Raw genomic sequence first — 26,864 nt, 5'->3', positions numbered from 1 at the left:
GATTTGAATTTCTGCTTTTACGTTAACATGTCAAACTTTAAATTTCGACCATGTACGCGATTGTTGATATTGAGACGACCGGAGGATATGCGGCAAACCATCGCATTACAGAAATTGCCATTTTTCATCATGACGGAATCCAGATCACGGAAACCTATCATACTTTAATAAATCCCGGAAGGGATATTCCATACTACATTACAGGCCTTACCGGAATTTCAACGGAAATGGTGCTCAACGCACCTACGTTTGAAGAAGTTGCCGAAGAAATATTCAACTTCCTGGACGGAAAAGTTTTTGTAGCACACAACGCTCATTTCGATTATTCTTTTTTAAAGCGCGAATTCGAACTGACCGGAATCAACTGGCAGGCAAAAAAATTATGCACCGTACGGTTGAGCCGCAAAATTATACCCGGACTGCGTTCGTATAGTCTCGGAACATTGTCAGAAAGTTTAGGTATACAAATTACCAACCGGCACCGCGCGAATGGCGATGCGCATGCCACGGTTAAAATTTTTGATCAGTTATTAAGACGTGATCGTGATAATTATATAGCGAAGGCGCTGAAAAAAAATTCAGGAGAAACTATACTTCCTCCCAATTTACCGAAAGAAGAATTCGATCGTTTACCAGCATTGCCGGGGGTATATTATTTTCACAACGCACGCGGCCAGGTTATTTATGTTGGTAAGGCAATCAATATCAAAAAAAGAATTGCCGGCCACTTTACCGGGGAAGCACGCGAGTGGAGTCGATCCAAAATCAGAAATGAAATTCACCACATCAGTCACGAGCTGACAGGTAACGAACTGATTGCGTTGATCCTGGAGTCGCAGGAAATACGAAGGCTCTGGCCCAAGTATAACCAGGCACAAAAGTACAGAGTTGAGGAGTGGGGAATTTTTGATTATGAAGATCGTAACGGCTATATGCGGTTCTCGGTAAATATAGTAACGAAGGGTTCGCATCCGCTGGTTCGCTTCAGCTCGAAAGGAGAAGCGTGGAATTTTCTCTGGGAGAAAGTCCGTGAGTTTGATCTCTGTCCTAAATTATGCGGACTTCAGGTTGCCAAAGGATTATGTTTTAATTACCAGACAGGCGAATGTCATGGAGCCTGCGAAGGAGTAGAAACCGTTAAGCGCTATAACAAGCGAGTACATAAAGCCATTGATACATTTAAAAGCACAGGAAGTTCAGCCGCCATTATTGGTAAAGGAAGAAACATTGATGAGCAATCGCTCGTGCTGGTTGATAAAGGAACCTATTGTGGGTTCGGCTACTTTAGTAAAGATATATCCATTGCTGATTTTGAGTCGGCCCGTACGTATGTACGCTCCAGTACCGAAACACCTACCGTGCAGAATCTTATTAATTCTTATCTTACTAACCCGCGAGGCGCGGAAGTTGTATTATTTTAACACCGTTATGAGACAAACGGTTTGTTAAGGTATATATAGCGCTTGTCTGTTTTGTGATAATCTTGATAAACAACAAAATCTCCCCTTTAAATTATTGTATGAATAAACACGCATTACTCGTATCGCTGCTATTCGTTTGTCATGTTGCTTTCGCCCAGAAAAAAGCAGAGACTGCATTTATATTGCAGGAACGAGATCTTATACCGGAAGGCATTGCCTACGATCCGGCCGAAAAAGCATTTTATCTGAGCAGTATATATAAAAGAAAGATTGTCAAGATTACTTCCGATGGTAAAGCGAGTGACCTTATTGCGACCGGAACTGATGAGATTGAACAGGTACTTGGCATGCGGGTAGATGCCCGCGGTTTGCTGTGGGCTTGCAACAATACACCCGAACATGATACGATACGAAAAATTTCCAACGTACACGTATATGATCTTCGCACAAAGAAGATGGTAAAGCGCTTTAAACTGGAAGACGACAACCGCCACTTGTTTAATGACCTATATATTACTAAAGCAGGCGATGTATTTGTTACCGATACACACGCAGGCATGCTATGGGTAGTGCGCAAAGACAGCAAAGCACTTGAAGAATTCACCAAAGCAGGCAGCGTTGCTTTTGCAAATGGCATTACGGCAACACCCGATGAAAAATTTTTAATTGTAAGTACCGGTGGACCACAAGGTGTTGTGCGCGTTGATATTGCCACGAAACATATTTCACCTGTTCCCAACGATCGCTATATGGTGATGGGATACGATGGCCTTTATCAATACAACAACACGTTGATCGGAGTTCAGAATACTTTCTTCCCGGAGTCCATTCAAAAAATAACATTAAACGCAACCAGCGATCGCGCAGCACGAATTGATTTTTTATGCGAGCGTGATGCTAAATTCAATGCACCTACCACAGGTGTTATTGTTGGCGATCAGTTTTACTTTATAGCCAACAGCCAGTTGTTGCAGATCATTGGTAACAAAGGAAAGATTAAAGACCCGGCCAGTCTCGAAGAAACCATCATCATGAAGATAAAATTATGAGCGATGCTTTAACAATCCGATCGATACTGTAATTTGCCGTTAAACTCAATAACCGGAACATGATTAAAGAATACATTTCATCTAACAAGGATCGTTTCCTGTCTGAACTTTTTGATTGGCTTCGCATTCCATCCGTTAGTGCAGACAGTCGTCATAAAGGTGATGTGCGTAAAGCCGCAGAATATCTGAAAGAAAAACTTTCGTCTGCAGGTGTTGACACGGTTGAAATCTGTGAGACAAAAGGACACCCGATTGTTTATGCAGAAAAAATTATCAACGCATCATTACCAACCATTCTCGTATACGGCCACTATGATGTGCAGCCTGCTGACCCGATCAATCTGTGGGACTCTCCTCCTTTCGAACCTGTGATAAAAGATGACAAAATCTTTGCACGTGGTTCGTGCGATGACAAAGGGCAGGTATATATGCACGTAAAGGCTTTTGAGACCATGATGAAACTAAACCTGCTACCCTGCAACGTAAAGTTCATGGTGGAAGGTGAAGAAGAAGTAGGCTCCGATAACCTGGGAACATTTGTAAAAGAAAATAAAGCGAAGCTAAAAGCAGATATCATTCTTATTTCTGATACAGCGTTGATCTCGCTGGAGCATCCTTCGATTACTACAGGTCTCCGTGGGCTAAGCTATATGGAAGTTGAAGTAACAGGACCAAACCGCGACCTCCACTCGGGTGTATACGGAGGTGCTGTTGCTAACCCGATCAATGCATTGTGCAGCATGATCGATTCACTGCACGATGAGAACGGAAGAATTACCATACCAGGCTTCTACGATAAAGTTGCCGAGCTTACCGCTGCTGAACGCGAGGCGCTGAACAAAGCTCCTTTCGATCTGAAAGAGTATAAAGACGAACTCGGCATTAATGAAATTAAAGGTGAGAAAGGATATACTACATTAGAGCGAACTGGTGTGCGACCAACGCTCGATGTAAATGGTATATGGGGAGGTTATACAGGCGAGGGTGCCAAAACGGTGTTACCATCAAAAGCGCATGCTAAAATTTCCATGCGACTTGTTCCCAACCAGGTGAGTGCAGAAATAACCGAGCTCTTCACAAAACACTTCCAATCTATAGCACCTCCGTATGTAAACGTAAAAGTGATGGCGCACCACGGTGGTGAACCTGCTGTTACGCGAACCGACTCGGAAGCATACAAAGCCGCAAGCAAAGCATTCGAGGAAGTTTTCGGAAAGACACCTATACCAACACGTGACGGAGGCAGTATACCTATCGTTGCTCTGTTTAAAAAAGAACTCGGGCTGGATACGGTATTGATGGGCTTCGGCCTGGACAGTGATGCTATCCACTCACCCAACGAACACTATGGTGTTCACAATTTTCTGCTTGGCGTAGAAACAATAGTTGCTTTCTACAAGCAGTTTGCTAAAAAATAGATATACTATATTTATAGCCTTTATAATCAAAGACACGAGTTTACTGCACTCGTGTCTTTTGCTTTATATCAGAACAGACTGAGATTGCCTCCTCTCCTGAACTTGGTAAGATCTATAGCCGGAAATGCTTTGTTACCAAAGTATTTCTTCTTAGAAATGGTGAAGAGTTGATGTATAGCTTCTGCAAAATTACCTTCACCACTCATGCGCCTGCCAAACTCGGAATCATTTACATTGCCTCCGTGCAATTCGCAGATCTGGTGCCATACTTTGTCGAAGCGATCCGGGAAATTTTTTCGTAACCAGTCTTCAAAGATTTTTCCGATGGCGCCATTCAATCGCACAACAGTCATTCCTGCACCTAATGCTCCGTGATCACTCGCTGCTTTTAATATCTGCGGAATTTCATGATGATTGAGTCCGGGTATAATCGGTGCATTCATGATTCCCACTGGTACACCGGCTTTCGATAATTCTTCAACTGTTTTCAATCGCTTTATAGCACTGGCCGTGCGAGGCTCCATCGCTCTGCGCAGGTCTTCATCCTGCGTTGTGATGGAAATATATACATGCACCAGATTATCCTGCGCCAGATCTTTGAGTAAATCTATATCACGAAGTATCAGACTGTTCTTGGTGATCATGCCAACGGGGTGCCTATACCTGGCAAACACTTTTAGCATGCCGCGCGTGATTTCGAATTTACGCTCCAGCGGCTGGTAGCAATCGGTATTGCCCGATACGGATATTGGCACAGGCTGCCAATCCGGATGAAGTATAAATTTCTCCAGTAACTTCGGTGCATCTTTCTTTACAATGATCTTGCTTTCAAAATCGAGACCTGCATTAAAACCCCAATACTCATGTGAGTTGCGCGCATAGCAATATATACATCCGTGCTCGCATCCCTGGTAGGGATTGGTGGAGTACATCATGCGTAAATCAGGGCTCGTTACTTTGTTAACAATCTTCTTGGGTGTCTCATAAAAAATTTGCGTGGCTGGTGCTGAAAACAACGGTTCGTCAAGTCCTTCAACATGATCCGTAACATATTGAGACTTCAGAAATCTATTACCGGTTTTTATTTGTGCCCCTCTCCCTTTAAAGTATTCCTCTTCCATAAAAACTCCTTTCGCTAATGACTACACATAATTACTAATTATTTTAGTTATTACGTCTAAAAATATTAGTTATTTAAAAACTATTTTGAGGGCTGAAAAAAACTTTGATTTTGCTAAAGTATCAGTCTACTCCGGTTCAGGAATTTCATCATGCCACCTTGGAAAAAGCGGGCATACGATTAATGGTTAAACGTGAAGATCTCAATCATCCATTCGTCTCGGGCAACAAGTGGTGGAAACTGAAATACAATTTGGAAGAAGCCAGCAGACTCAACAAAAAAACACTGCTCACTTTTGGCGGAGCATACTCCAACCATATATATGCGGTTGCTGCGGCTGCTACAGAATGTAACTTTAAAAGTATAGGTATAATTCGTGGAGAAGAAGTGCTACCCCTAAACCCTACATTGCGTTTTGCAACGGAACGCGGCATGAAGCTTCACTATGTTTCGCGCGAAGATTATAGAAAGAAAAATGAGACAGACTATATTCAGCAACTGCATGAAGCGTTTCGTGATTTTTATGCTATACCCGAAGGTGGCACCAATATATTTGCGCTACAGGGTTGTGCAGAATTTGGACAGGCTTTATTGAATATTGATTTTGATTACCTGTGTCTTGCAACCGGTACGGGCGGAACGATGGCAGGTATTATTGAGGGTATTGCCGGTAAAAGAGAAATTATTGGTGTTAGTGTGTTGAAAGGAGATTTTCTCACACAGGAGATCAGCAATCTGCTGGAAACCTATGCAGCGTATAAAAAAAATTCAATGCCGGTTTATGGAAAATGGAATGTGCTTACATCTTATCATCACGGAGGCTATGCCAAGGTGCCGGATGTGCTGAAGAATTTTATACGTGAAATGCACCAGCAGCATAACCTCCCGCTCGATCCTGTGTATACGGGCAAGTTGATGTGGGCGGTGTTGGAAGAGGTAAAGAAAGGCTTTTTTAAGCGAGGTTCCACGATACTTGCCCTGCACACAGGCGGGCTGCAAGGAGCTGTTTCTTACCCGAACCTATATGAATAAATTTTTACTCGCGTGCCTGTTACTCGTATGTACAAATGCTGCTGCACAAAACCTGGTTGAGTCCAGAACATCGAGTTACTATACCTTTATCTACAAGATCACCAACGAAGAGGCTGAGAAATTATATACCGAAAATTACTCTCCGCTTAACGATAGTCTCTTTCATACCCTGGTTGATTCATATCCTGCAGATTCTGTCTATGAAAAAGAACTGCCAACCGGGCATTACCTCTACATAAAATCGAGAGGACCAACATTAGAGGCTGCGCTGGAATCAGTGAATAATCTTGACATGGCCATCCTGAACAATCATCGCGACTTGCTGTTATCATTTCACGATGTAAACGGAAAAGCGGTCAACACGCTCAAGCCTCGGATAGGCATCAGAAATATACCTTTCTCTAAAAAGAACAATGCATACCGCATCGCCACTACAAACCGACAAGGCTGGATAAAAGTTTTACACGAAGGACATGTATCATTCTTTGATGTACAGCGAAAGTATAATAACAACCTGCCGAAACGCGTAACGCGAAGGGTGCTGGGTACATTTCCTTTTAATCACATTGCATCACCGTTCTTTTACGCTGCACGTTCTGTGCGGAGTTTATTCGATTATACTAGCATTCATCCACCAGGTATATATTATCGCGTGCAAAAAATCTTTACTCCCAGGCCCTATAGTGGTTATGTTGTTCTAAACAAACCCAAGTATAAACCGGGCGATACCGTAAAATTGAAGGCCTATATTATTAACGCAAAAGGTAAACCGGCAAAACATAAAATCACCCTTAGACTTAATCAGGACTATAGCAATAGCGCTCGAACCAAAACCCTGGCTGAGGTTGCGCCTTACAGGCCGGGCGCTTATGTGTATGAATTTATACTGTACGACAGTATGCAATTAAAGCTCGACAAAAGATGCAACATTTTCTTACAAAGCGAAAGAACGGATGATTATCCTCATGCTTCATTCCACTATGAACAGTACGAACTCAAGCAGAACTTATTCAGCATACGCAGCAACAATGCACCGCCACATAAGCCGGCCACTATATTTCTGAAAGGTACGGATGCCAATGATCTCCCGTTATACGATGTTCGTGTTCAACTCATTGTAAAATCGGCTGGTGTCAGTGACTTCAATTACCCGACCATTTTTGTAAGAGATACTTTGTGGACGCACAACCTGAAGCTGGACGCTATTGGCGAAACCAGTATATCGCTCCCGGATTCTATATTTCCGAAAGCCGTGCTCGAATACAAGGTAACGACAATCTTTACCAACACCGACAATGAGCGCCACGTTAAAGAGTTGAATCTGAAATATACCTATATAAAACCAGCAGGAGATATTAAGATAGAGAACGATTCGGTAATCTTTACTTCAGAAGACAGTGGCAAATTCAAGATACAGGCGCTGAACAAAGACGGCAAGATTGTTGAACAGAAAGAAATATCTCTGCCTTACCAGCAAAAGATCGATCAGCGCATACAAAATTATGTGCTGTTGCAGGATGACTCTTTTATCAAAAAGATAAGTCTTGAATCCATTGGCGATGATCTGCAGGTTAGTGCAGAGCACACAAAAGACAGCCTGTTGATCCTTACACAAAATCCGCGCAAGCTGCCTTTTCATTACCAGCTTTTTAAAAATAACACCATCATTGAGCAAGGCTACGGATATAGTTATACAGCAAAACGAAAGGCATCGCCCCATGCACGATACTATTTTGCAATCCAATATATATGGGCGGGAGAATCGCGCAATCAGAATTACGATATTCACTTTGCCAAAAAACGGCTGCATATAGAAGTCGATCATCCAGCCGCGGTATACCCGGGACAACAGGTTGCTATAAAAGTAAATGTGACAGACGCTTTCGACCGACCGGTAAAAAATGCTGACCTCACAGCCTATAGTATTACTAAGAAGTTTAAAGAAGGATCGTCTGCCGCGGTGCCAAACTTCGAACGATTCAAGAGTCGTAAGATATTCAACGAGTTCAGTGAGAAAGTACAGGAGCGTTCCTTCTCGAACGATTTACATTATCGCTTTTGGAAAAATCGACTGGGTTTGGACAGTATTGAATACTATCATTTTCTTTATCCTGAAAAAGGTACTTATACATACTCCACAGCCGGCGAAGACAGCATCACACAAATCGCTCCGTTTATTGTAAGCAATGGAATACTGCAGCCGATATACTATATATACATTGACAACGAACTAAAGTATTATCACGAAGTAAAGAGTCTTGAGCCCTATTCCTTCCGCGCTTCGCCAGGCCGGCACAATCTTACCGTACGACTCTATAACAAGCTGGTAAATATCAACCATGTAGTAGCAGAGAGGGGCAAAAAACTTATTCTCTGTATTGATCTCAACAATTTACCGAAGAATGTTGAAGTAAGTGAAGAAGGTTTAAGCCTTAGTGATTATGAGATCAATAAACTCTATGCACATTTTCTCTTGCTGAATCGTGACTTAACACAGCGGCTTGCTTACCTGAAGCAGGGAAATAATTTTCACGCGATGGTTCCTTTCAATTGGGGTAATGATACACAAAGTCTTGTTGGCCCCTTTGTACCGGGTACTATATCGTATCATACTCCACAGTTCAATACTACTTTCGATTTTAAACCTGGAAGATCTGTAACTATTGAACCCAAACTTATAGATCGTGAGAGTTATGATGTACGTTACCTCCTGAGGCATCCCTTGTATTACCGATCTTTCAATCCATCACTACGAGATCAGGTGCAAACCGAAAAACGTATTCTTGAATACTGGAAGCAAAATGAACTAGAACCACAGAAAGAATATACCATTCGAAAATATCCAACCAATTACCCGGTGTCCCAGAAAACAGGTACGCTTGTTATTCAGGATAATCGGGGCGGATTGGGCCAACATTTCGCAACCTTTATTTTGAATCTCGATCTGCCGGATGAATACTATATCTTCCCCGGTCATCAATCAAGTTTAACACCGTTGCTCCCGGGTAAATACCAGGTGGTTATGCTCTATAAAAATGGTCAGTATAGCAAACCGAAGCCGGTTGCTGTAAAACCGTATGGAAGAACTTTCTATACACTCACTTACGAAAAAATACTACCGGCCGATACATTCAGCATGAAAGTACTGGAGCAAATAAAAAAATGGTCGAACGAATCGGTATATATAGATCAGAACCGCATGCACGAAATGCAAAATCTGCGTTCGCTATATTACCGGGAGTCGGCCTATAACGAATCGTTTACCGGAGGCCGCTGGGTAACAGGAAAAGTTACCGATAGTTCTGGCGAAGCGCTGCCGGGTATAAACATAATTCTGAAAGGAACAACCAACGGTACAATTACGGATATAAATGGAGAGTACCGTATATATGTACCAACCAATGGTATACTGGTTGTCTCGTTTATCGGCTACACCTCGCAAGAGCTTAACACCTCCGCAGCCAACCAGGTAAATGTAAATCTTGCAGAAGATATACAGATGCTGAGCGAGGTAGTTGTGGTGGGTTATAGCGAATCCCAAAAGAGAAGCATCACGGCCGCGGCTACAACAGTTCGGGGAAGAAGTTTTGGAATCACTTCTCTCACAGGTCGTGCACCCGGAGTAATGATGGATTCGATAAGTATGCAATTAAGAGGTGTGTCAAGTATAGATGGTAATTCACAGCCTTTGATAGTAATCGATGGTGTACCAAAAGCGATGGATGACATTGATCCGAACAGGATTACGTCGATGATCGTATTCAAATCCGAAGAGGCGGTTGCTATATATGGTGCGCGTGCAGCCAATGGCGTAATACTTATTTCCACCAAACCAGGCATGACAAAGTCTAAATTGATGCAGACTAAATTACCGGATTCACCACAACTTGCGTTAACGGGAGATGCTGCACCCGGATCATCCACGCGAAAGAATTTCCGCGACTATGCATTCTGGCAACCCAAATTATATACTGATAAAAATGGCGAAGCATCTTTCAACGTAACTTTCCCCGATGATATAACAGGGTGGAATATATATGTATTGGGAATGGCTTCTAAAAAACGTGCGGGCCAGGTGCAAAGTAAAATTCAATCATACAAGCCACTGGCTGCGCAGTTGTCACTACCAAATTTCTTAGTGCAAGGTGATAGTGCCTGGGCTATCGGCAAGATTACAAATTACGGAAGTGATAGTCTGCTGATAAAACGCTCTGTTGAAGTCGCGAACAAGATTATACGGCAAGGTGAGATTGCTATTAAAAATTCAGCGATCGATACTGTCAATCTTACCAGTACAACAACCGACAGCCTTTCTGTGAAATATAGTCTGACCTATAAGAAATATGAAGACGGTGAACTTCGTAAAATACCTGTGATGCCGATCGGCTCACGGGAAGCTTTCGGGTTCTTTGCTCCACTTACTCGCGATACAACCCTGACGTTTACATTTGATTCGCCCGGTAAGATCAAACTATATGCGCAAGCCGATGTGATGGATGTGTTGCTCGATGAGATCAGTGTACTGAAAGTATATCCGTACGATTGCAACGAGCAGCTTGCTTCAAAATTAAAAGCGTTGCTTGCCGAGAAAGCGATTTGTATTTACAGGAAAGAAAAATTCAACCACGACAAGCAAGTTGAAAAAGCAATCAAACGATTAGCAGCCAACCAACAAAAAGATGGTGGCTGGGGCTGGTGGAATGCTGCCGGAGAACGAAGTGTATGGATAACCATTCACATCGCCAAAGCTTTATTGTGGGCTGATCAGCTTGGATATACTGTTAACTTTGATAAGCTCGGTATAAAGAATTACCTGATGGAAAATACAACCACCACTACAGCAGCAGAACTCCAATTAAAGTCGTGGATATTTCTTTCCGAAAAAGGCGAGCACCTTGCCATGCAGAGTATACTTGACTCGCTGAATAAAAAGATCAAGCATCCTTCTCAACATGAACAGCTTTTGATACAACGCCTGAAGCAGTTACAAAAGATGGATGTAAACTGGAACATGATCGATAAGCAACGAAGTGAAACATTAAAAGGAAACTGGTATTGGGGTGAAAGTAATTATTCACTCTGGGACAATGACACCGATAATACCCTTGTTGTTTTCCAAATGATGGAGCATCGAAACCCGAATGACGCTAACCTGCTAAAGCTACAGAATTACTTCCTGGAAAAACGCAAGCGAAGCTGGCTGAATACGTATCAATCCTCACAAATTATTGAAGTGCTGCTGCCTTACTTGCTTAAACAAAAACAACGCGAACGAAAATCAGCAATTGTCATTAACAGCCAGGAACAGATATCGAAGTTTCCGTATGAACAAGAGTATGCAAATGTTAAAAGTATATCTGTTCGAAAAACCGGAAACGACCCGGTATATATTACCGCGTACCAGGAAAAATGGAATGCTGCTCCTGAAAAAGTAGAAAAGGATTTTGTTATACACACGGCATGGCAACAAGGCATTAAAAAAATAAAAGCCGGCAAGCCTTTAAAGCTCGAAGTGAAACTTGAAGTTAAGAAAGATGCGGAGTATGTTATGATCAATATACCTATACCGGCTGGTTGCTCTTACAATAGTAAAGATCGAAGCTGGTCAGGCAATGAAGTGCATCGTGAATATGACCTGCATGAAACCCGTATTTATTGCGAGCGCCTTCGTGCCGGTATATATCACTACACTATCGATCTGTTGCCACGGTATAAAGGTAAATATCACCTCAACCCCGCAAAGGCCGAGTGGATGTACTTCCCGGTTATATATGGTCGCGAAGAAATGAAGAATGTAGTGATCGAGTGATCTATACCAGCATCATAATGGCTGCGATGAGCGTCATTCCGATAATAAACCAGCGGTATAATTTCTCTGGTATATTTTTAACAATTACGATGCCGATGAGTGCTCCCACTGCGATGAGTGGAAGCGCAGAAAGGTTGAGCAGAAATGTGTTCCAGGTAATGGTATGCCATGCAAAAACATGAAAGGGAACTTTAAACCAGTTCATTACCATAAAGAACCAGGCGGTTGTTCCTATAAATGAGTTTTTAGGAAGACGCATAGACAGGAAATATACCGCCATAACAGAACCAGCCAGGTTTCCCACCATCGAAGTGAAACCTCCGGCTGTGCCTGTTAAACCTGCAAACCATTTATAGTCGGGTATATCTTCTTTGTGACCACGTTCTAGCCACAACATGATAATAACGCTGCCTACGATGATCACAGCCATGATCATTCGAAAGATGTTGTCATCAATCATGCCGCCCACTATCGTTCCGAACACCGTGCCGATTACAGCCCACGGAAAAAGTTTTTTAAGATGCTCCCACGATGCATGGCGGTGATAATACCATACACCCATTACATCTGCGAGGCAAAGCATCGGCAGCATAATGCCACTGGACAATTGACCGCCAAACACCGAAGCAAGCAACGGTACGGCTACCATGCCAGTGCCATGCACACCTGTCTTCGACATGCCTACAAATACAGCAACCAGCAGGAAAATGAGTAAATCAGCCGTGGTGAACTGAAAAGAGAAAAGTGTTATCAACTATATATATTGTTTTGAGAACGAAGTATACTATAGATCACTGAACAGGCTGTTCAACTCCAGATCAATCTTGCTTACAATAGAGGAGAAGTCATCGATGCTCGTAACAAAGTCCAGGTCATTTACATCGATCACCAGTAACTTACCCTGATTGTAACCGTTGATCCATTTTTCATAATGCTCGTTGAGATTTCGCAGGTAGTCGATGCGTATGGAGTATTCATAGTCGCGGCCGCGCTTCTCAATTTGTCGTACAAGCTTGGGTATATCTGCTTTGAGATAAATGAGCAGGTCCGGAGGCTTTACAAAGTTGATCATGGAATGAAATGTATCCAGGTAACTTTGAAAGTCACGCTCCGACATAAAGCCGCTGTCGTGCAGGTTGGCTGCAAAGATGTAGGCATCCTCATAGATGGTGCGATCCTGAATGGTGATCTTGTTCACAGCCGCACGAATCTTGTTGATCTGTTTAAAACGACTATTCAGAAAATACATTTGCACATGAAATGACCATCGCTGCATGTCGCCATAGAAATCGCGCAGGTATGGATTATCGTCTACTGATTCAAGCAATGCCTGCCAGCCATAATGTTTGGAAAGTTTTTCAGCAAGTGTGGTTTTTCCTGAACCGATGTTTCCGCAGATAGCAATGTGTTGTGGATGCACGACTTTTTTTGGTGGCGAAGGTAATCAAAAAAGTACTCCTCAAAATGGTATACTCCACCGATTCGTTCACCAGATATATAGCATGTTAAAGCAGCGAATGCTCGCTATGCAAAGAAAAAAATTTACAGCCAGTTCTTCCGCTTGAAAAACCAGAGGAATCCCAGGGAAGAAAGAATCATGAGTCCAACGGCTGTCGGGTAGCCACCGATCCATTCCAGCTCCGGCATGTGCTTGAAGTTCATACCGTAGATACTGGCGATGAGTGTTGGCGGCATGAACACCACCGTTACAACGGTAAATATTTTAATAACAGTGTTCTGCTCAATGTTAACGAGACCTAAAAATGTATTCTGCAGATATTCGAGACGCTCGGAGCTGAACTGTGCGTGCTGCAACAGTGATCCTATATCTTTGATAATGATCTTGAGTCGCTCATTCTCCATCTTGTTAAATTCCGGTATACGAATGAGTGAACTTACCACGCGCTGTTTTTCCGTAATGGTTTCGTGGAGCACCATGGTGTTTTCCTGGAGCTGTGCTATACCAAGAAGAAGATCTTCTTTCAGTGATCTGCGAGCGATCAGGTCTTTACTGATCACGTTCAGTTTACGATTTATACCTTCTATCAAGTCGGCATCACTATCAATACGCGTTTCCAGAATGGTGAGGAATACATCGAGGCCGTGTTCTTTTGCTTCAGCATTCATCGTTTTCATTCTGCGTACCGTCTCGGCAAATATTTTCAGATCGCCCTGACGATACGTGAACAACACGCGGTTCTTCAAAATGAACGTTACGTTTTGTATGGCAAGCTCTGCTTCCTGGTTCGATACAAAGGTGAGGTTGATCTCGGTTGTTTCATCTGTTTCCAAAAAGCGCGAACTGCTTTCAATCTCCTGCACCTCCTGGTAGGTAAAGAATTCAATTTTATAGTTCTTCTCTATAAATTCCTTTTCCTCCTGTGATGGTGACTGCAGGTCTATCCAGATAATATCTGAAAGCTTAACGATCTGTTCACGCGGCAGATTTTTGAACTGCTCCAGTTTTCCCTGCCTGATAGTATAAACCCTGATCATAAAAAAGTATCGCGCTGTAAGTTAACGTATCCCTGTGAATAAAATATGGCGGCAAGTTTACGTCATCGATCGTTATGGTAAAAACTTATTCCTGCATGGCAGGATATTGAAAACATTTTATCTTACTCTTTAAAAAAAGACTCGTTAGTTACACAAACCCAAAAACTACTAAAACCTCTACATTCATGAAACATGTTCTTTTTGTTGTTCTGCTTCTCTGCAGTTCTTCGTTGTATGCACAGCTCGCCAAAGGAAACGTTGTACTGGGCGGATCACTCGGATACAATTCACAACATGATCGATCGTATGATCCGAACGGCTACCCTTATAGAGGAGAAAGCACATCGATAACTATATCACCTAAAGCAGGTTTTTTTATTTCCGATAAATCAGCTGTAGGCCTTTCACTGTCTTATACCTCGCAGAACTCAGATGCTGTTTACTATGGCATTGGCTCTCTTGGTAAAACGGAGCGCGATTTATTTTCCATTATTCCGTATTTCCGTACTTATAAATCGCTAGGCGAAATAGCTGCATTCTTTTTACAGGCCGAAGCTTCGATTGGTTTTGGTACACTTAAACTTAGCGGAGCACCGTATGATCTTTCAACGTATGGCGTTGCCGTAAGACCGGGCTTCAACTTATTTCTTTCCCGCAGGTGGGCACTTGAAGGTACCTTCGGTTCGCTTGCGTACGAATCAACAAAGCAATCACCGAAGAATAGCAAAAGCAGTGAGCAAAGCGATAAATTCGGATTTAATTTCAACATGTCTACGCTATCAATCGGTGCACAGTTTTTTATAACACGCTAATTAAAAAAAAGAACCCGGCTGATATAAAATACCATCCGGGTTTCTTTCAACCTGTAAACTGTAAAATCTTTATTCTTCGTCTTTGTCCTTTGTACCTTCCTCCTCTTTATCTGCAGCGTCAGCTTTCTCCAATTCCTCGTCAACAATTTTCTCGATTACTTCGCGCTGGCGCTCATCTATAGTCTTATCAACTTTGGCTTGCTTCTTCATAAAACGAAGCATCGCGTTTTTCTTGATCTCGTAAGCGATAAACACAGTATACTCTTGTGTTTTAGCATTGTAAAATTTCTTTTCATCCATTTTACGCAGATCAGCAATGTTTGTGTTCATGATCTGACGTACCAGACTTTGAAATTTATCAGCAACATCGGCAGCATTTTGATTTTCTGTCTGACCGAGATACTGATCGGCAACCTGCTTCATGGTTGTATTTACCTGGCCTGCAAGTTGTGCTTTTGCTTCTATATCTGCTTTTCCGCGAGCAATGTTGTCTTGCGTACTTGTTCCTTTACCGGAAGCTCGCCAAAACCGATTGTTCGATTCATAAGCATTGCTCTGAAAAGGCTCTTTTACTTTTGTACCGTACGGGCTCGAAGCACATGAAACCAGCAAAGCCAGCAATACAGCGCTCCATGACAGGTTAAGTAATTTCATAGGTAGAACTTATTAACGATAAAAGTACGAAAAATTGTGCCAGAAATAGCTGCGAACTGGCTGACTGCTGGAAGTGAGTGATGGGTTGAATGGGGGTACAAGAAGGCTGATCGGAGAAATTTACCTGTAACGAATAACCATTAACGGATAACGGTTAACAGCCCATCATTTTGCCACGTTAAAATTTTAAAGTATATCGCAGAAACATTTATTTAGTATTCGTTGTATTAAGTGATGTTTGCATTCTAAAAAATTCTTCCTTTGACCTTCCACGATTTTAAATTCGATCCGAAACTTATTGATGGCCTTGATGCCATGGGGTTTAGCAAAGCGACACCCATCCAGGAGCAAGCCATTCCTGTTATTCTCGATAATCACGATCTGATTGCCTGCGCACAAACCGGTACCGGTAAAACGGCTGCCTATATTCTTCCGGTTCTCAACAAGATCATTCATGCTGAAACGCGGCATTTAAATACGCTGGTGATTGCGCCTACGCGCGAGCTTGCACAGCAAATTGATCAGCAAATAGAGGGTTTCTCTTATTTTCTCGGTGTAAGTTCTCTGCCTATATATGGCGGTGGCGATGGTGCTACCTGGGATCAGCAACGCAAAGCACTTGAAGCCGGAGCTGATATAATTATAGCAACTCCGGGCAGATTGATTGCACTGCTGGCTGCAGGCACTATCAAGTTCGATCACTTACAACATCTTATACTGGATGAGGCGGACCGTATGCTCGACATGGGTTTTTATGATGATATAGTAAAGATCATTAAATACCTGCCCACCGAGCGACAGACTTTACTTTTCTCCGCTACCATGCCTCCGAAGATACGGATGTTGGCCAGCAAAATACTACGACAGCCGCAGGAGATAAATATAGCTATAGCAAAACCTGCCGCCGGCATTTCACAACAAGCCTATGTTGTGTTTGATCATCAGAAAGGTGCAATACTGAAACATGTTTTGAAAACTGTACCGTGGAAGAGCGCGATCATCTTCGCTTCTACAAAGGAAACAGTAAAAAAACTTGATACAGCTTTCCAACGGGGAGGGCTACCGGCCAAAGCGTTTCACTCGGACCTGGAACAACAGGAGCGTGAAGAAATTCTGCGAGCGTTCAAGAATAAACAGATCAATATGCTCATCGGTACTGATGTGTTATCACGCGGTATAGATGTGGAAGGTATAAGTCTGGTGATTAACTGGGATGTACCACCGGATCCGGAAGATTATGTTCACCGTATCGGCCGCACTGCACGCGCTGAAACTACCGGTACCGCGGTAACACTGATCAACGAAAAAGATCAGCGTAAATTTCTAAGTATCGAAAATCTGATCGGTGATGTAATTCCCAAAACGCCATTACCTGCCGAACTTGGCGAAAGCCCGGTATATAATCCGGAGGTAAAAAAGAAGACCGGCAATTTCAGAAAACGAAAACCCGGCAAGCCCTTCAAGAAGAGATAGTCTGCCAGATTTTCGCTGAAATATATACTTACTTCCGGTTGAACGTTGTGAGCAGTTCGTTGAGCTTTAACAATGCCTCCACCGGACTGATGGTGTTGATATCAATTCTGCTGAGCTTCTCCTCTATTTCCTTAAAGCGGGGATCAGCTTCAAACAATGTCATCTGAGGCGTAGGCTTCGGTACGTCACGTACTTTTTCGCGCTGTTCATTTTTATGTTTATCCTTTTCAAGGAAGTGCAGAATTTCATTGGCACGAAATACTACGCGATTCGGCATACCAGCAAGTTGTGCTACATGTATACCAAAGCTGTGCTCGCTACCACCTTCTTTCAGCTTACGCATAAAGATGATCTTATCACCAACCTCTTTTACCGAAACGTTGAAGTTCTTCACGCGTGTGAGATCTTCTTCCAACTGATTCAGTTCGTGGTAGTGTGTAGCAAAAAGTGTCTTCGGTTTAAAGTCCTTATGGTTGTGCAGATACTCAACTATAGCCCATGCTATAGAAACACCATCGTATGTACTGGTACCTCGTCCGATCTCATCCATTAATATAAGACTGCGGTTGCTCAGGTTATTGAGGATACTCGCGGTCTCCGTCATCTCCACCATGAAAGTTGATTCACCGCGCGAAAGATTATCAGAAGCACCTACGCGTGTAAATACTTTATCCACCAAACCAATTGACGCAGCTTCTGCCGGAACAAAACTTCCCATCTGCGCCATTAACACAATGAGTGCGGTTTGTCGCAGCAATGCAGATTTACCGGCCATATTCGGACCGGTGATAATCATTATCTGCTGTTTCTCGCTGTCGAGGTAAACATCGTTGGGAACATAGCTTTCACCTACGGGTAATTGCTTTTCTATAACCGGGTGCCTACCCGCCTTTATATCAACAATGAGTGATTCATTTATCTGCGGGCGGGTATATTTATTCCGCGCTGCCACCGTAGCGAACGACAACAAGCAATCGAGTTGTGCTATAACCCGGGCGTTCTGTTGAATCTGTGGTATATACGCTGCTGCCGCCTGGATCAACGCCATGAAAATGCGTTGCTCAATAGCTGTCAGTTTTTCTTCTGCATGCAATATCTTCTCTTCGTATACCTTCAGCTCTTCGGTTATATAGCGCTCGGCATTTACCAGTGTCTGCTTGCGTATCCAGTCAGACGGAACCTTATCTTTATTGGCATTGCTTACTTCCAGGTAATAACCGAAAACCTTGTTGAACGATATCTTTAGTGAATTTATACCAGTGCGTTCAACTTCGCGCTTTTGTATCTGCAGTAAATAATCTTTTCCGGAGAAAGCAATCTTTTGCAGTTCATCCAGTTCGGCATCTATACCTTCTTTAATAAGGCCGCCCTGATTGCTGGCAATGGACACGTCTTCTCTTAGTTCCAGTTCTATTTTATCAACCAGTTGTTCGCAGGCATGAAGCTGCTCTGCCATTTTTTTCAATACAGGCGATTCATGATTTCTCAACTGTTCGCGAATCGGCTCAATGCATTTGAGCGAGCGTTTCAGTTGCAGCATCTCGCGCGGGTTGATACGGTTCACAGCAACCTTTGATATCAATCGCTCCAGGTCGGTGATCTGCTTGAGCGGCTCTGCTACTTTTTCAGCAAGTGTTGAGTCATTATAGAATGTATCAACGATAGAAAGTCTTTCGTCAATGGCAGCCTTCTCTTTCAGTGGAAGAATCATCCACTTACGCAGCTGCCGCGAACCCATGGGTGTAACGGTACAATCGAGAACTTCAATCAGTGGAACACCACCTTCATTCTGAGAGTTAACGATCTCGAGGTTTCGAATGGTAAATTTATCAAGCCATACGTAGCGATCTTCATCAATACGTGAGATCGATGCGATGTGTGAAGTATCTTTATGTTCTGTTTCTTCGAGATAGTGCAGTATAGCTCCGGCTGCTATAATGGCTTCGCCATAATCCTCTACACCAAAACCTTTCAGCGAAGCAGTTTTAAACTGGTTGGTAAGTTTTTCATAGGCATAGTCATATCCATATACCCATTCATCCAATGCGAACGTGCTGTACTCTTCGCGGAAAAGAGATTCGAACTTTTCGCGTGCCGGTTTGCTGAATATAATTTCAGACGGAGCAAAGCCCTGCACCAGTTTCAATATATAGGTCTCGGTTCCCTGAGCTGCATAAAATTCACCGGTAGATACATCCAGGAAAGAAACACCTACGGCATTTGAAGAAGCAAAAATGGAAGCGAGAAAGTTATTCTGTTTCCGATCAAGTACATTATCGTTAAACGACAAGCCCGGAGTAACAAGCTCGGTAACACCACGCTTTACTATACCTTTAACAAATTTCGGATCTTCCAACTGATCGCAGATTGCTACACGGTGACCCGCCCGCACCAGTCGCGGTAAATATGTATCCAGCGAATGGTGTGGAAAACCTGCGAGCGCAGTTTCTGAAGCAGAGCCATTGCCACGCTTGGTTAGCACAATATCAAGTACCTTGCTGGCCGCAATGGCGTCCTGCCCGAAGGTTTCATAAAAATCGCCTACACGAAAAAGCAAAAGAGCACCGGGGTACTTTGCTTTAATTGCGTTGTATTGCTTCTGTAACGGAGTTTCTGTTGAGGTTTTTGCTTCTGCCATGATGGGCAAAGATAGAAAAGTCGACTATGCATGGCCGACAGTCAAACTGATTTTTTTATGCTAAGCCGTAGCCTCTGTTTTGGTATGCATCAGTGTTTCTTCCAGTTCGGCAATTCGCTGCTGATACTCTCTTTCCTTGCGGGCCAGTGCTTCCTGCGTAGCGGTGAGCTCCTCCAGGTTTTGTCGCATTTCTTCCTCATTTGCACGAAGTTCTTCCGACATGGTTTGTGCCTTCTCTAATAACTGCTTGGTGCGCTGATTTACTTTGTGATTGGAGATGAACGATGCCAGTGCTTCTCCTAATTTTTCAAGCAATTCAAAGTGATGTTCTTCAAGCTCATGAAACGAAGCCACTTCCAATATAGCCTCCGTTGTATGCGTGGTTCGTATCGGCAGAACCAATACAACATGAGGTGGTGCATCACCAAGACCTGACGTGATGTGTATATATTCCTTCGGCACTTTCTTCAGGTAGATGGAATGTTTCTCCATATAGGCCTGCCCTACCAGACCTTCACCGGGTGCAAGTGATTTCTGCAAAAACTTTTTACGCTCAAAAGCATAACTGGCCACAAGGTTCAATTGCACTTTACCGTCAGCATCTTCATCTGCTATAAACAATCCGCCCTGGTTTACTTTCAGATATTTTATAATGGAAGAAAGCCATCGCTCATATATATTCTGCGAATCGTCCGTTACCTGGAGTAGGGCGCTTAGCTCTGCCACACCTTTGGCAACCCAGCTTCGGGCATCATCTTTTTTACGAGCCTCCTCGAGTTCGCGAAGTGTTTTACGAAGGTTCTCTTCGTTGCTGCGCAAAGTTTCGGTTTGCTGAAGTGCATCGTCCAATAAACTTTTTGCTTTGCGATCGTACTGCTCGCCCATGCTGAACATAAATGTCGAAGCTGCTATAACAATGATAGTGAGCACAGCCATATCTTCTGTTACTATGCCATAATATTTATCATCAATGCCGAGGGATGCTATATCTACTTCGAACATTTCATGAATGGCATCATAACCAAAGCCGAGCAGTATAATAACAGCAACAGCGCTGATCACATATTTTTTCTCAGAAGGCGTGAACATCGCGAATGGTAAAATAGCAGAGCCGATAATAATCATACGCGGTGTAGCATAATGCAGAATATCGATGGTGGCAGGATCGCCAAATTTTTGTGAAATGTTAAGAACGAATAACCCCACGGCCGGAATGAGACTGGTAATGAAGCGAGACAATCCGGTTAACTCCAGCCCGTTAAGAAACCAGATGCTGCTGGCTACCACCAACATGCCGAGCAGCGGAATGATAGCGCTATGCTGACGAAATAAAAATACCACCAGGAAGATCAGTGTGACAAAAGCGATAAGCAATCCAAAACGATTGGAGAGAACAATTCTTCGCGCCAGACGAAAGTCCTGACTATCAGTAACACCGAGGTACGAAATACTTTTCCAGAAGTTTAACATGGCAAAACAGGGTTAGGCACAACTTCACAGAACAACACACCTCTCGAAGATACTATTATTTCATAAAATACACACGTATTTTTGCCGTCTGCTATATTTCTAAAAGACAGTCTATATGAAAAAGCTTTCGCTGGATGAGTTGGGACGAATTTCGGTTGATGAATTTAAAGAGTCTGATAAACTTCCGGTTTCCATTGTACTCGATAACATTCGAAGCCTGCACAATGTAGGTTCCGCTTTTCGAACAGCCGATGCATTTCGTGTTGAGAAAATTTACCTGACGGGAATTACCGGAACACCTCCTCACCGTGAAATACAAAAGACTGCATTGGGTGCTACCGAGTCTGTTGAATGGCACTATGCAAGCGAAACAGCTGATGCCGTAAAAGATCTGAAAGCACAAGGATATACCATTGTAATAGTCGAACAGACAACCGCCAGTATACCGCTACAGCAATTTATACCGGCAGCCGATAAAAAATACTGTCTCATTTTTGGCAATGAAGTAAATGGTGTAAGTGAGGAAGCTATAGCCTATGGAGATATAGCGCTCGAAATTCCACAAGTAGGCACCAAACATTCGCTGAATGTTTCTGTTTGCCTGGGTGTGGTCGTATGGGAGATATTCCGAAAGCTTGTACTGAAGCAGTAACCGCAAAATTATACTATAGCAATTTCTACGTTTTATTCTCGTTCGATCCGATGGTGATCAGCGCCAGCAGCAACAATATACTATATTCAACGCCACCGGTAGAAGGGCCTACTACAAACCAACCGTTCTGTGCATGTACCAGTATAATGCCCATAGTAATTATTACCGTCCAGCCGAGGCAGATCCATCGGGTAAATTTACCAAGAGCCAAAATCAAACCTCCTGCAAGCTCAAACAACGTGATGGTCCATGCCAGCGCATAGCCAATCACAAATCCTTTGGCGTTCAGAAAATCTCCGAAATCATTTACGGTGTTATAGTATACTCGCTGAAAGCCGTGGGCCATCATAAGCACAGACACACCGATTCTAAGCAGTACAAGAGACTGATGCTGACTGATCCATTTTTTCATAACGGATAAATATATATTGTGAAGAGTATATATAGCTCCGGGGCAACCTATAGCTTACGCAAGCATCTGCATAATGTCTTCTTTCGAAAGTTGTTTCATGAAGCTCTCTTCGGTAGTAATGAGCTCTGTAGTGAGTTTCAACTTTCGCTGCTGCAACATCAATATCTTCTCCTCAACCGTGTTGCGCGTTATGAATTTATAGGTAAATACTTTTTTCTTCTGTCCAATGCGGTGAGCGCGATCTACAGCCTGTGCCTCTACGGCCGGGTTCCACCACGGATCGAGTATAAATACATAGTCGGCTTCTGTCAGGTTCAATCCTAAACCACCAGCCTTTATCGAGATGAGGAATATCTTCAGGTTCTCGGTTTTATTGAAACGATCTACTTGCTCCTTACGATCGGTGCTTGAACCATCGAGGTATGCAAAATCTATTTTCTTTGCTTTGAGATACTGTCGAACTATATCCAGGTGTTTTACAAATTGACTAAACACCAACACCTTGTGACCTTCCGCCAAAGCATTCTCCAGCATGTGTGTGATGTCTTCATGCTTACCGGAATCTCCCTGATAACCTTGCTCGATCATACGCGGGTGATTGGCCAACTGTCTTAACTTCGTAAGACCTTCCAATATCATGAAGCGACTGTTGCCGAGTCCTTCGGTTTCAATCAGGTTAAAGATCTTTTCGCGATATACTGATTTTACTTCTTCGTAACGTTTCTCCTGCTCCGGAGTCATGGTTGAGTATTGTACATTCTCAACTTTCTCCGGAAGCTCAGTTGCTACCTGCGATTTATGTCTGCGCAGAATAAACGGTTTGATAACCGCGTGCAACTTGCGCGAACGCGATTCATCATTCTTCTTCTCAATCGGGTTTTGATATTCGTTTCTGAAATACGTCTGCGGACCTAATATACCCGGATTGATAAACGACATCTGCGACCATAAGTCAAGTGTAGTATTTTCAATCGGTGTACCGGTAAGCACAAGTTTGTGACGCGACTTCAGTTCACGCACCGCTTTTGAAATATTCGATGTCGGGTTCTTAATAACCTGCGACTCATCCAGAATTATATAGTTGAAATAGAATTGCTGCAGCAACTCTATATCCAGTCGCGTTATACCATACGAAGTAAGAATGAGGTCGTACTTCTCAAAACGACTTATATCTTTATTACGAAGTGTACCGGTATAATTCAGTATACGCAGGTCGGGAGTGAATTTACTCGCCTCCATCTCCCAGTTATAGATCAGTGATGTAGGCATTACGAGTAGCGATGTACCAGCACCGGCATCTTTTTCGGCCAGCAACATGGTGAGGGTTTGTACGGTTTTACCCAAACCCATATCGTCCGCCAGACATCCTCCTAATTTATACTCATGCAAAAAGCGCAGCCAGTTAAAACCTGCTTTCTGATATGGACGCAACTCACCTTTAAAACCTGTTGGTAAAGGATAATCCTTTATACCACTGAATGATGTGAGCGAACGCAGCTTCTCACTCAATTGTACTTTCGCCAGATTACCTTCTTCCAGTTCTTTTACAAGGTTGAGATGGTGCTTGCGCAGTACAGGCTTTTCGTTATCACCATCAGTCTCACTTAACGAGAAGAGGTCTGCATATTTGGTGAGCCATGCTTCCGGTATAATAGCAATCTCTCCATTGGGAAGTTTGAACTCCACTTTTCTGCGCATGATCAGTTTACGAAGTTCCTTGAATGGAATTTCGAACTCACCGAATTTTATCTTCGCGTGGATATCAAACCAGTCTATATTTTCCTTTACCTCAACTTCAATAACAGCTTTACCAACAAAGTATTTTTTATCGCGGCTTTCGGGCTGGCTCACTTCAAAACCGAGGTTGAGTAAATTTACCCGGTTCTCATTCAACCATGAAAATGCTTCTGACTTTGGTATTGCTACACGAAAGCCTTTCATAGGCAGTCCTAGCTTTTGCAGCGTATGTAAGAAGTTTCGCTCTACATCCGTAAGGCGCGTAACGCGATGGAATACGTAACCTTCATCGCCCTGCTTCTCCAGCGTAACACTTACCGGCCCTATATTATCACCACGGAAGCGATGCTTGCCATACTTGAATGAAAGATCGAAAACAATTTTACCAGACTCATCGCTTGTATCTTCCGGTGGCGGACCTGCATCAAATAACGAAGGAGCAGCAGAAGGCTGCGTTGTATGTAACTCGGAAAGTGTAAGTACAGGATGCGGATCGTATGCAGTTTTGTTGATCTCAAAACCATTTGCCTCCACATCATCAAACGATGCAATGAGTGGTGCTACAAAACGATTGTAGTAAGTCTCTTCTACATTCTTCGGAATGACTACAAATTTCTTGGTAAAGAACGGAATGAGCTTTTTACCATCAACATATTTTTCAAAACCATATAGGTTTCCATTCAACACCATCCATGCCGGGTTCTTACAAATCAGGTAAGCCGATGCATTTGGTAAATCCAGTTTTTTATCCTGGAAGAAAACAGACGGATAATAGTTTGTATTGTCCTCGGTGCGCTTAAAATGAAACTGAATAGAAGCACGCTTCTCAAGTACTTCAATTTTTTTCCAGGTAGGTTCACCATCGTTACCCATCTCGAAGAGTTGTTTACCCTTCATCTTATCGAGGATGCGGGCTCTTCGTTTCTCGAGGTAATCTTCAATTTGTTCCTGTATCAATTCATTGCCCTTTGTCTTATCATAGATCTTGGCAAAGAATTCTTCAGGCTTCATAAACTTGGCAGAGAACTTCTTCACGATGGCTTCCTGCTGCATGGAGTCCATCAACTCGATCAATTCAAAATCGCGTGCATCGAGTCCTTTGGAAAATTCGCGTGCATTTTTCGAAGAGATGTTCTGATGTTGATACGTGAGCTTTCCTTTATCGTCAAGATGCACGATATAGGATTCGAAAATATAGCCCAGGTATTCGTGCTGATACAACGAATATATAATCTGGAACGGCTGTGAAGAAGACACTTTCATGCAAAAAACGATTTTTTGATGAAAAAAGAATTCGAATATTACGCATAAACGCTCTAAGAAGCGATACCTTTTTTAAATATATGGTACACGAATCTTACAAACGTTTTTTGGTGTTAAAACACTCATTAAACGTGTAACAGTTTCAGAGGGGTAAATTAAAGTTGCTGCGGAGAAACGAACCGCGAAGCCAGAACAGCCGGCCTCGAAGAAATTAGAAAAGTAATAACGGACACTACGCCCAAGGTAGCGACAAAGTCGATCCACGAAATTTTTATAGGGTACCCCTGCGTAATGGAAGTTTCCATACCCATGGAGATAATACCAAAGCTCAGCTGAAGCCAGCAGAAAAGTCCGCCCAGCACAAGACCAACCAGCGCTCCGGCAAACGCTATCAATGCACCCTCGGCGAGGAAGATATTTCTAATGAGGCGCTGATCTGCTCCCATCGCTGCGAGAATGGATATATCTTTTTTCTTGTCAATGGCCAGCATCATCAGGCTGAAAAATATATTGATCGAACCAATGCCCAGCAAAAGGGTAAGCGACAGGAATGTGAAGAGCTTCTCCATTTTTAACAGGCGGTATAAATCTTTGTGTTGCTGCTCCTGGTTGAGCACGTTAAAGGAATCGCCCAGTAATTCCTGCAGTCTGCGTTGTACCGCGTTGATGTTCTCGCCTTCCAATATTTTTATTTCCAGTGATGTCCGTTTGTTGCCATAGTTGAGCAGGTCTTTCGCAAAGTCGAGCGGCACTAATACGTAGTTCTCATCTATATATTGAATGATAGAGAACACACCTCCCGGAACAATGTTCATCTTCGAGTACATGCGTGAAGGATCGGTAACGCTCGCCTTCACGTCCTTGATATAATATATCTGCATGGCAAACATCGGATCTTCCACTGCGAGTGTGAGCGTGTTGCTTACACCCTGCCCTACAATAGCATAGTTTACCTTTCCTTTTTTCAGACGAAGTTTACCTTGCGTTATACTCTCCAGCGGGATACGTTCCTGCTCAACAAAATTATCGCTCACACCTTTCAACGTTACAATCTGGTTGGCATCACGGTAGTGAACGTAGGCGTAGTCTTCAATAACTTCTGTTACCAGCTTTACACCTTCAACCTTTTTTATTTTTGAAAGGAATTCGTCTGATGTTTTGAATGATTTTCCAACAGCAGCTTCAATCTTGATCTCGGGATCGAAGGAGTTATTAAGCGAGCGCAGTAAATCTTCAAGACCGTTAAAAACAGAGAGCACAATAATCAATGCCGCGGTACTGAACGCAACACCCACCATCGATAAGATGGAAATGATGTTGATAAAATTCTTTTTCCGTTTGGAAAAGAGATACCGCCTGGCAATGAAAAAGGGAAGATTCAAGAAGTGTTATTTTAAAAGGTACTCAC

At 43.0% G+C, this 26,864-nt stretch carries 18 protein-coding genes; 8 read left to right on the top strand and 10 right to left on the bottom strand.

Going from position 1 to position 26,864, the window contains the following annotated elements; translation table 11 throughout:
- Nucleotides 1-50: 50 nt before the first annotated feature.
- The 3 genes from ACFQ21_RS24055 (at nt 51) to ACFQ21_RS24045 (ending at nt 3,888) form a co-directional block, all read left to right on the top strand.
- Complete coding sequence (locus ACFQ21_RS24055) at nt 51-1,421, top strand: exonuclease domain-containing protein (protein WP_377583498.1); 1,371 nt, start codon at nt 51-53, stop codon at nt 1,419-1,421.
- A gap of 98 nt (nt 1,422-1,519) precedes the next feature.
- Nucleotides 1,520-2,470 carry an SMP-30/gluconolactonase/LRE family protein gene (locus ACFQ21_RS24050; protein ID WP_377583496.1) on the top strand — a complete coding sequence of 317 codons (951 nt, stop codon included), beginning with the start codon at nt 1,520-1,522 and terminating at the stop codon, nt 2,468-2,470.
- A 59-nt stretch (nt 2,471-2,529) separates the two neighbouring features.
- Nucleotides 2,530-3,888 (top strand): dipeptidase, encoded by a 1,359-nt coding sequence (locus ACFQ21_RS24045; RefSeq protein ID WP_377583494.1) that lies wholly within the window; start codon nt 2,530-2,532, stop codon nt 3,886-3,888.
- A 68-nt stretch (nt 3,889-3,956) separates the two neighbouring features.
- Here ACFQ21_RS24045 and ACFQ21_RS24040 read toward each other — a convergent pair whose 3' ends face one another.
- A complete protein-coding gene (locus ACFQ21_RS24040; protein ID WP_377583492.1) occupies nt 3,957-5,009 on the bottom strand; it encodes a PA0069 family radical SAM protein in 1,053 nt (350 codons plus the stop codon).
- Between the two features lie 110 nt (nt 5,010-5,119).
- Here ACFQ21_RS24040 and ACFQ21_RS24035 point away from each other — a divergent pair, with 110 nt between their 5' ends.
- Together ACFQ21_RS24035 and ACFQ21_RS24030 are read left to right on the top strand one after the other, a co-directional pair.
- Entirely contained in the window at nt 5,120-6,040 is a 921-nt protein-coding gene (locus ACFQ21_RS24035; RefSeq protein WP_377583490.1) for a 1-aminocyclopropane-1-carboxylate deaminase/D-cysteine desulfhydrase, read from the top strand.
- Nucleotides 6,033-11,849 carry a carboxypeptidase-like regulatory domain-containing protein gene (locus ACFQ21_RS24030; protein ID WP_377583488.1) on the top strand — a complete coding sequence of 1,939 codons (5,817 nt, stop codon included), beginning with the start codon at nt 6,033-6,035 and terminating at the stop codon, nt 11,847-11,849. Before ACFQ21_RS24035 ends, ACFQ21_RS24030 begins: the two co-directional genes overlap by 8 nt.
- Before the next feature lies 1 nt (nt 11,850).
- Here the strand turns inward: ACFQ21_RS24030 and ACFQ21_RS24025 are convergent, their stop codons facing one another.
- The 3 genes from ACFQ21_RS24025 to corA form a co-directional block, all read right to left on the bottom strand.
- Complete coding sequence (locus ACFQ21_RS24025; protein ID WP_377583486.1) at nt 11,851-12,603, bottom strand: sulfite exporter TauE/SafE family protein; 753 nt, start codon at nt 12,601-12,603, stop codon at nt 11,851-11,853.
- Nucleotides 12,604-12,633: 30 nt separating this feature from the next.
- Nucleotides 12,634-13,269 (bottom strand): deoxynucleoside kinase, encoded by a 636-nt coding sequence (locus ACFQ21_RS24020; protein ID WP_377583484.1) that lies wholly within the window; start codon nt 13,267-13,269, stop codon nt 12,634-12,636.
- Nucleotides 13,270-13,391: 122 nt separating this feature from the next.
- On the bottom strand, nt 13,392-14,345 hold the full coding sequence (gene corA, locus ACFQ21_RS24015; RefSeq protein ID WP_377583482.1) for a magnesium/cobalt transporter CorA: 954 nt from the start codon (nt 14,343-14,345) through the stop codon (nt 13,392-13,394).
- Nucleotides 14,346-14,530: 185 nt separating this feature from the next.
- On the opposite strand from corA, the gene ACFQ21_RS24010 reads away from it, so the two are divergent.
- A complete protein-coding gene (locus tag ACFQ21_RS24010; protein WP_377583480.1) occupies nt 14,531-15,157 on the top strand; it encodes a hypothetical protein in 627 nt (208 codons plus the stop codon).
- Between the two features lie 69 nt (nt 15,158-15,226).
- On the opposite strand, the gene ACFQ21_RS24005 is transcribed toward ACFQ21_RS24010, so the two are convergent.
- On the bottom strand, nt 15,227-15,811 hold the full coding sequence (locus tag ACFQ21_RS24005) for a hypothetical protein (RefSeq protein ID WP_377583478.1): 585 nt from the start codon (nt 15,809-15,811) through the stop codon (nt 15,227-15,229).
- Between the two features lie 261 nt (nt 15,812-16,072).
- Here ACFQ21_RS24005 and ACFQ21_RS24000 point away from each other — a divergent pair, with 261 nt between their 5' ends.
- On the top strand, nt 16,073-17,284 hold the full coding sequence (locus ACFQ21_RS24000) for a DEAD/DEAH box helicase (protein WP_377583476.1): 1,212 nt from the start codon (nt 16,073-16,075) through the stop codon (nt 17,282-17,284).
- Nucleotides 17,285-17,312: 28 nt separating this feature from the next.
- Here ACFQ21_RS24000 and mutS read toward each other — a convergent pair whose 3' ends face one another.
- Both mutS and ACFQ21_RS23990 read right to left on the bottom strand, forming a co-directional pair.
- Entirely contained in the window at nt 17,313-19,922 is a 2,610-nt protein-coding gene (mutS, locus tag ACFQ21_RS23995) for a DNA mismatch repair protein MutS (RefSeq protein ID WP_377583474.1), read from the bottom strand.
- A gap of 60 nt (nt 19,923-19,982) precedes the next feature.
- Nucleotides 19,983-21,392, bottom strand: a complete 1,410-nt coding sequence (locus ACFQ21_RS23990) for a GAF domain-containing protein (RefSeq protein WP_377583472.1) — start codon at nt 21,390-21,392, stop codon at nt 19,983-19,985.
- A 115-nt stretch (nt 21,393-21,507) separates the two neighbouring features.
- Here ACFQ21_RS23990 and ACFQ21_RS23985 point away from each other — a divergent pair, with 115 nt between their 5' ends.
- The gene (locus ACFQ21_RS23985) at nt 21,508-22,044 is read left to right on the top strand and encodes an RNA methyltransferase (RefSeq protein ID WP_377583470.1); all 537 of its coding nucleotides are present in this window, start codon (nt 21,508-21,510) and stop codon (nt 22,042-22,044) included.
- 25 nt (nt 22,045-22,069) lie between these two features.
- Here the strand turns inward: ACFQ21_RS23985 and ACFQ21_RS23980 are convergent, their stop codons facing one another.
- From ACFQ21_RS23980 to ACFQ21_RS23970, 3 genes are all read right to left on the bottom strand, one after another.
- Nucleotides 22,070-22,456 (bottom strand): DoxX family protein, encoded by a 387-nt coding sequence (locus ACFQ21_RS23980; RefSeq protein WP_377583468.1) that lies wholly within the window; start codon nt 22,454-22,456, stop codon nt 22,070-22,072.
- A gap of 54 nt (nt 22,457-22,510) precedes the next feature.
- Complete coding sequence (locus tag ACFQ21_RS23975) at nt 22,511-25,456, bottom strand: DEAD/DEAH box helicase (protein ID WP_377583466.1); 2,946 nt, start codon at nt 25,454-25,456, stop codon at nt 22,511-22,513.
- Nucleotides 25,457-25,611: 155 nt separating this feature from the next.
- Nucleotides 25,612-26,838: an ABC transporter permease gene (locus tag ACFQ21_RS23970; protein WP_377583464.1), complete on the bottom strand. Its 1,227-nt coding sequence runs from the start codon at nt 26,836-26,838 to the stop codon at nt 25,612-25,614.
- Between the last annotated feature and the right edge of the window lie 26 nt (nt 26,839-26,864).

Origin of the sequence: Ohtaekwangia kribbensis, assembly GCF_042676245.1 — a bacterium.
In the GTDB taxonomy this organism is placed as follows: domain Bacteria; phylum Bacteroidota; class Bacteroidia; order Cytophagales; family Cyclobacteriaceae; genus Ohtaekwangia; species Ohtaekwangia kribbensis.
This window is presented reverse-complemented; position numbering and strand designations above follow the sequence as displayed.

Excerpts from the sequence above, each read along its gene's own strand:
- ACFQ21_RS24005 (WP_377583478.1), bottom strand. The coding sequence starts at position 15,811 with ATGAAATTACTTAACCTGTCATGGAGCGCTGTATTGCTGGCTTTGCTG.
- ACFQ21_RS24050 (WP_377583496.1), top strand. The coding sequence starts at position 1,520 with ATGAATAAACACGCATTACTCGTATCGCTGCTATTCGTTTGTCATGTT.
- ACFQ21_RS24045 (WP_377583494.1), top strand. The coding sequence starts at position 2,530 with ATGATTAAAGAATACATTTCATCTAACAAGGATCGTTTCCTGTCTGAA.
- ACFQ21_RS24055 (WP_377583498.1), top strand. The coding sequence starts at position 51 with ATGTACGCGATTGTTGATATTGAGACGACCGGAGGATATGCGGCAAAC.
- ACFQ21_RS23975 (WP_377583466.1), bottom strand. The coding sequence starts at position 25,456 with ATGAAAGTGTCTTCTTCACAGCCGTTCCAGATTATATATTCGTTGTAT.
- ACFQ21_RS23990 (WP_377583472.1), bottom strand. The coding sequence starts at position 21,392 with ATGTTAAACTTCTGGAAAAGTATTTCGTACCTCGGTGTTACTGATAGT.
- ACFQ21_RS23985 (WP_377583470.1), top strand. The coding sequence starts at position 21,508 with ATGAAAAAGCTTTCGCTGGATGAGTTGGGACGAATTTCGGTTGATGAA.
- ACFQ21_RS24010 (WP_377583480.1), top strand. The coding sequence starts at position 14,531 with ATGAAACATGTTCTTTTTGTTGTTCTGCTTCTCTGCAGTTCTTCGTTG.
- mutS (WP_377583474.1), bottom strand. The coding sequence starts at position 19,922 with ATGGCAGAAGCAAAAACCTCAACAGAAACTCCGTTACAGAAGCAATAC.
- corA (WP_377583482.1), bottom strand. The coding sequence starts at position 14,345 with ATGATCAGGGTTTATACTATCAGGCAGGGAAAACTGGAGCAGTTCAAA.
- ACFQ21_RS24030 (WP_377583488.1), top strand. The coding sequence starts at position 6,033 with ATGAATAAATTTTTACTCGCGTGCCTGTTACTCGTATGTACAAATGCT.
- ACFQ21_RS24040 (WP_377583492.1), bottom strand. The coding sequence starts at position 5,009 with ATGGAAGAGGAATACTTTAAAGGGAGAGGGGCACAAATAAAAACCGGT.
- ACFQ21_RS23980 (WP_377583468.1), bottom strand. The coding sequence starts at position 22,456 with ATGAAAAAATGGATCAGTCAGCATCAGTCTCTTGTACTGCTTAGAATC.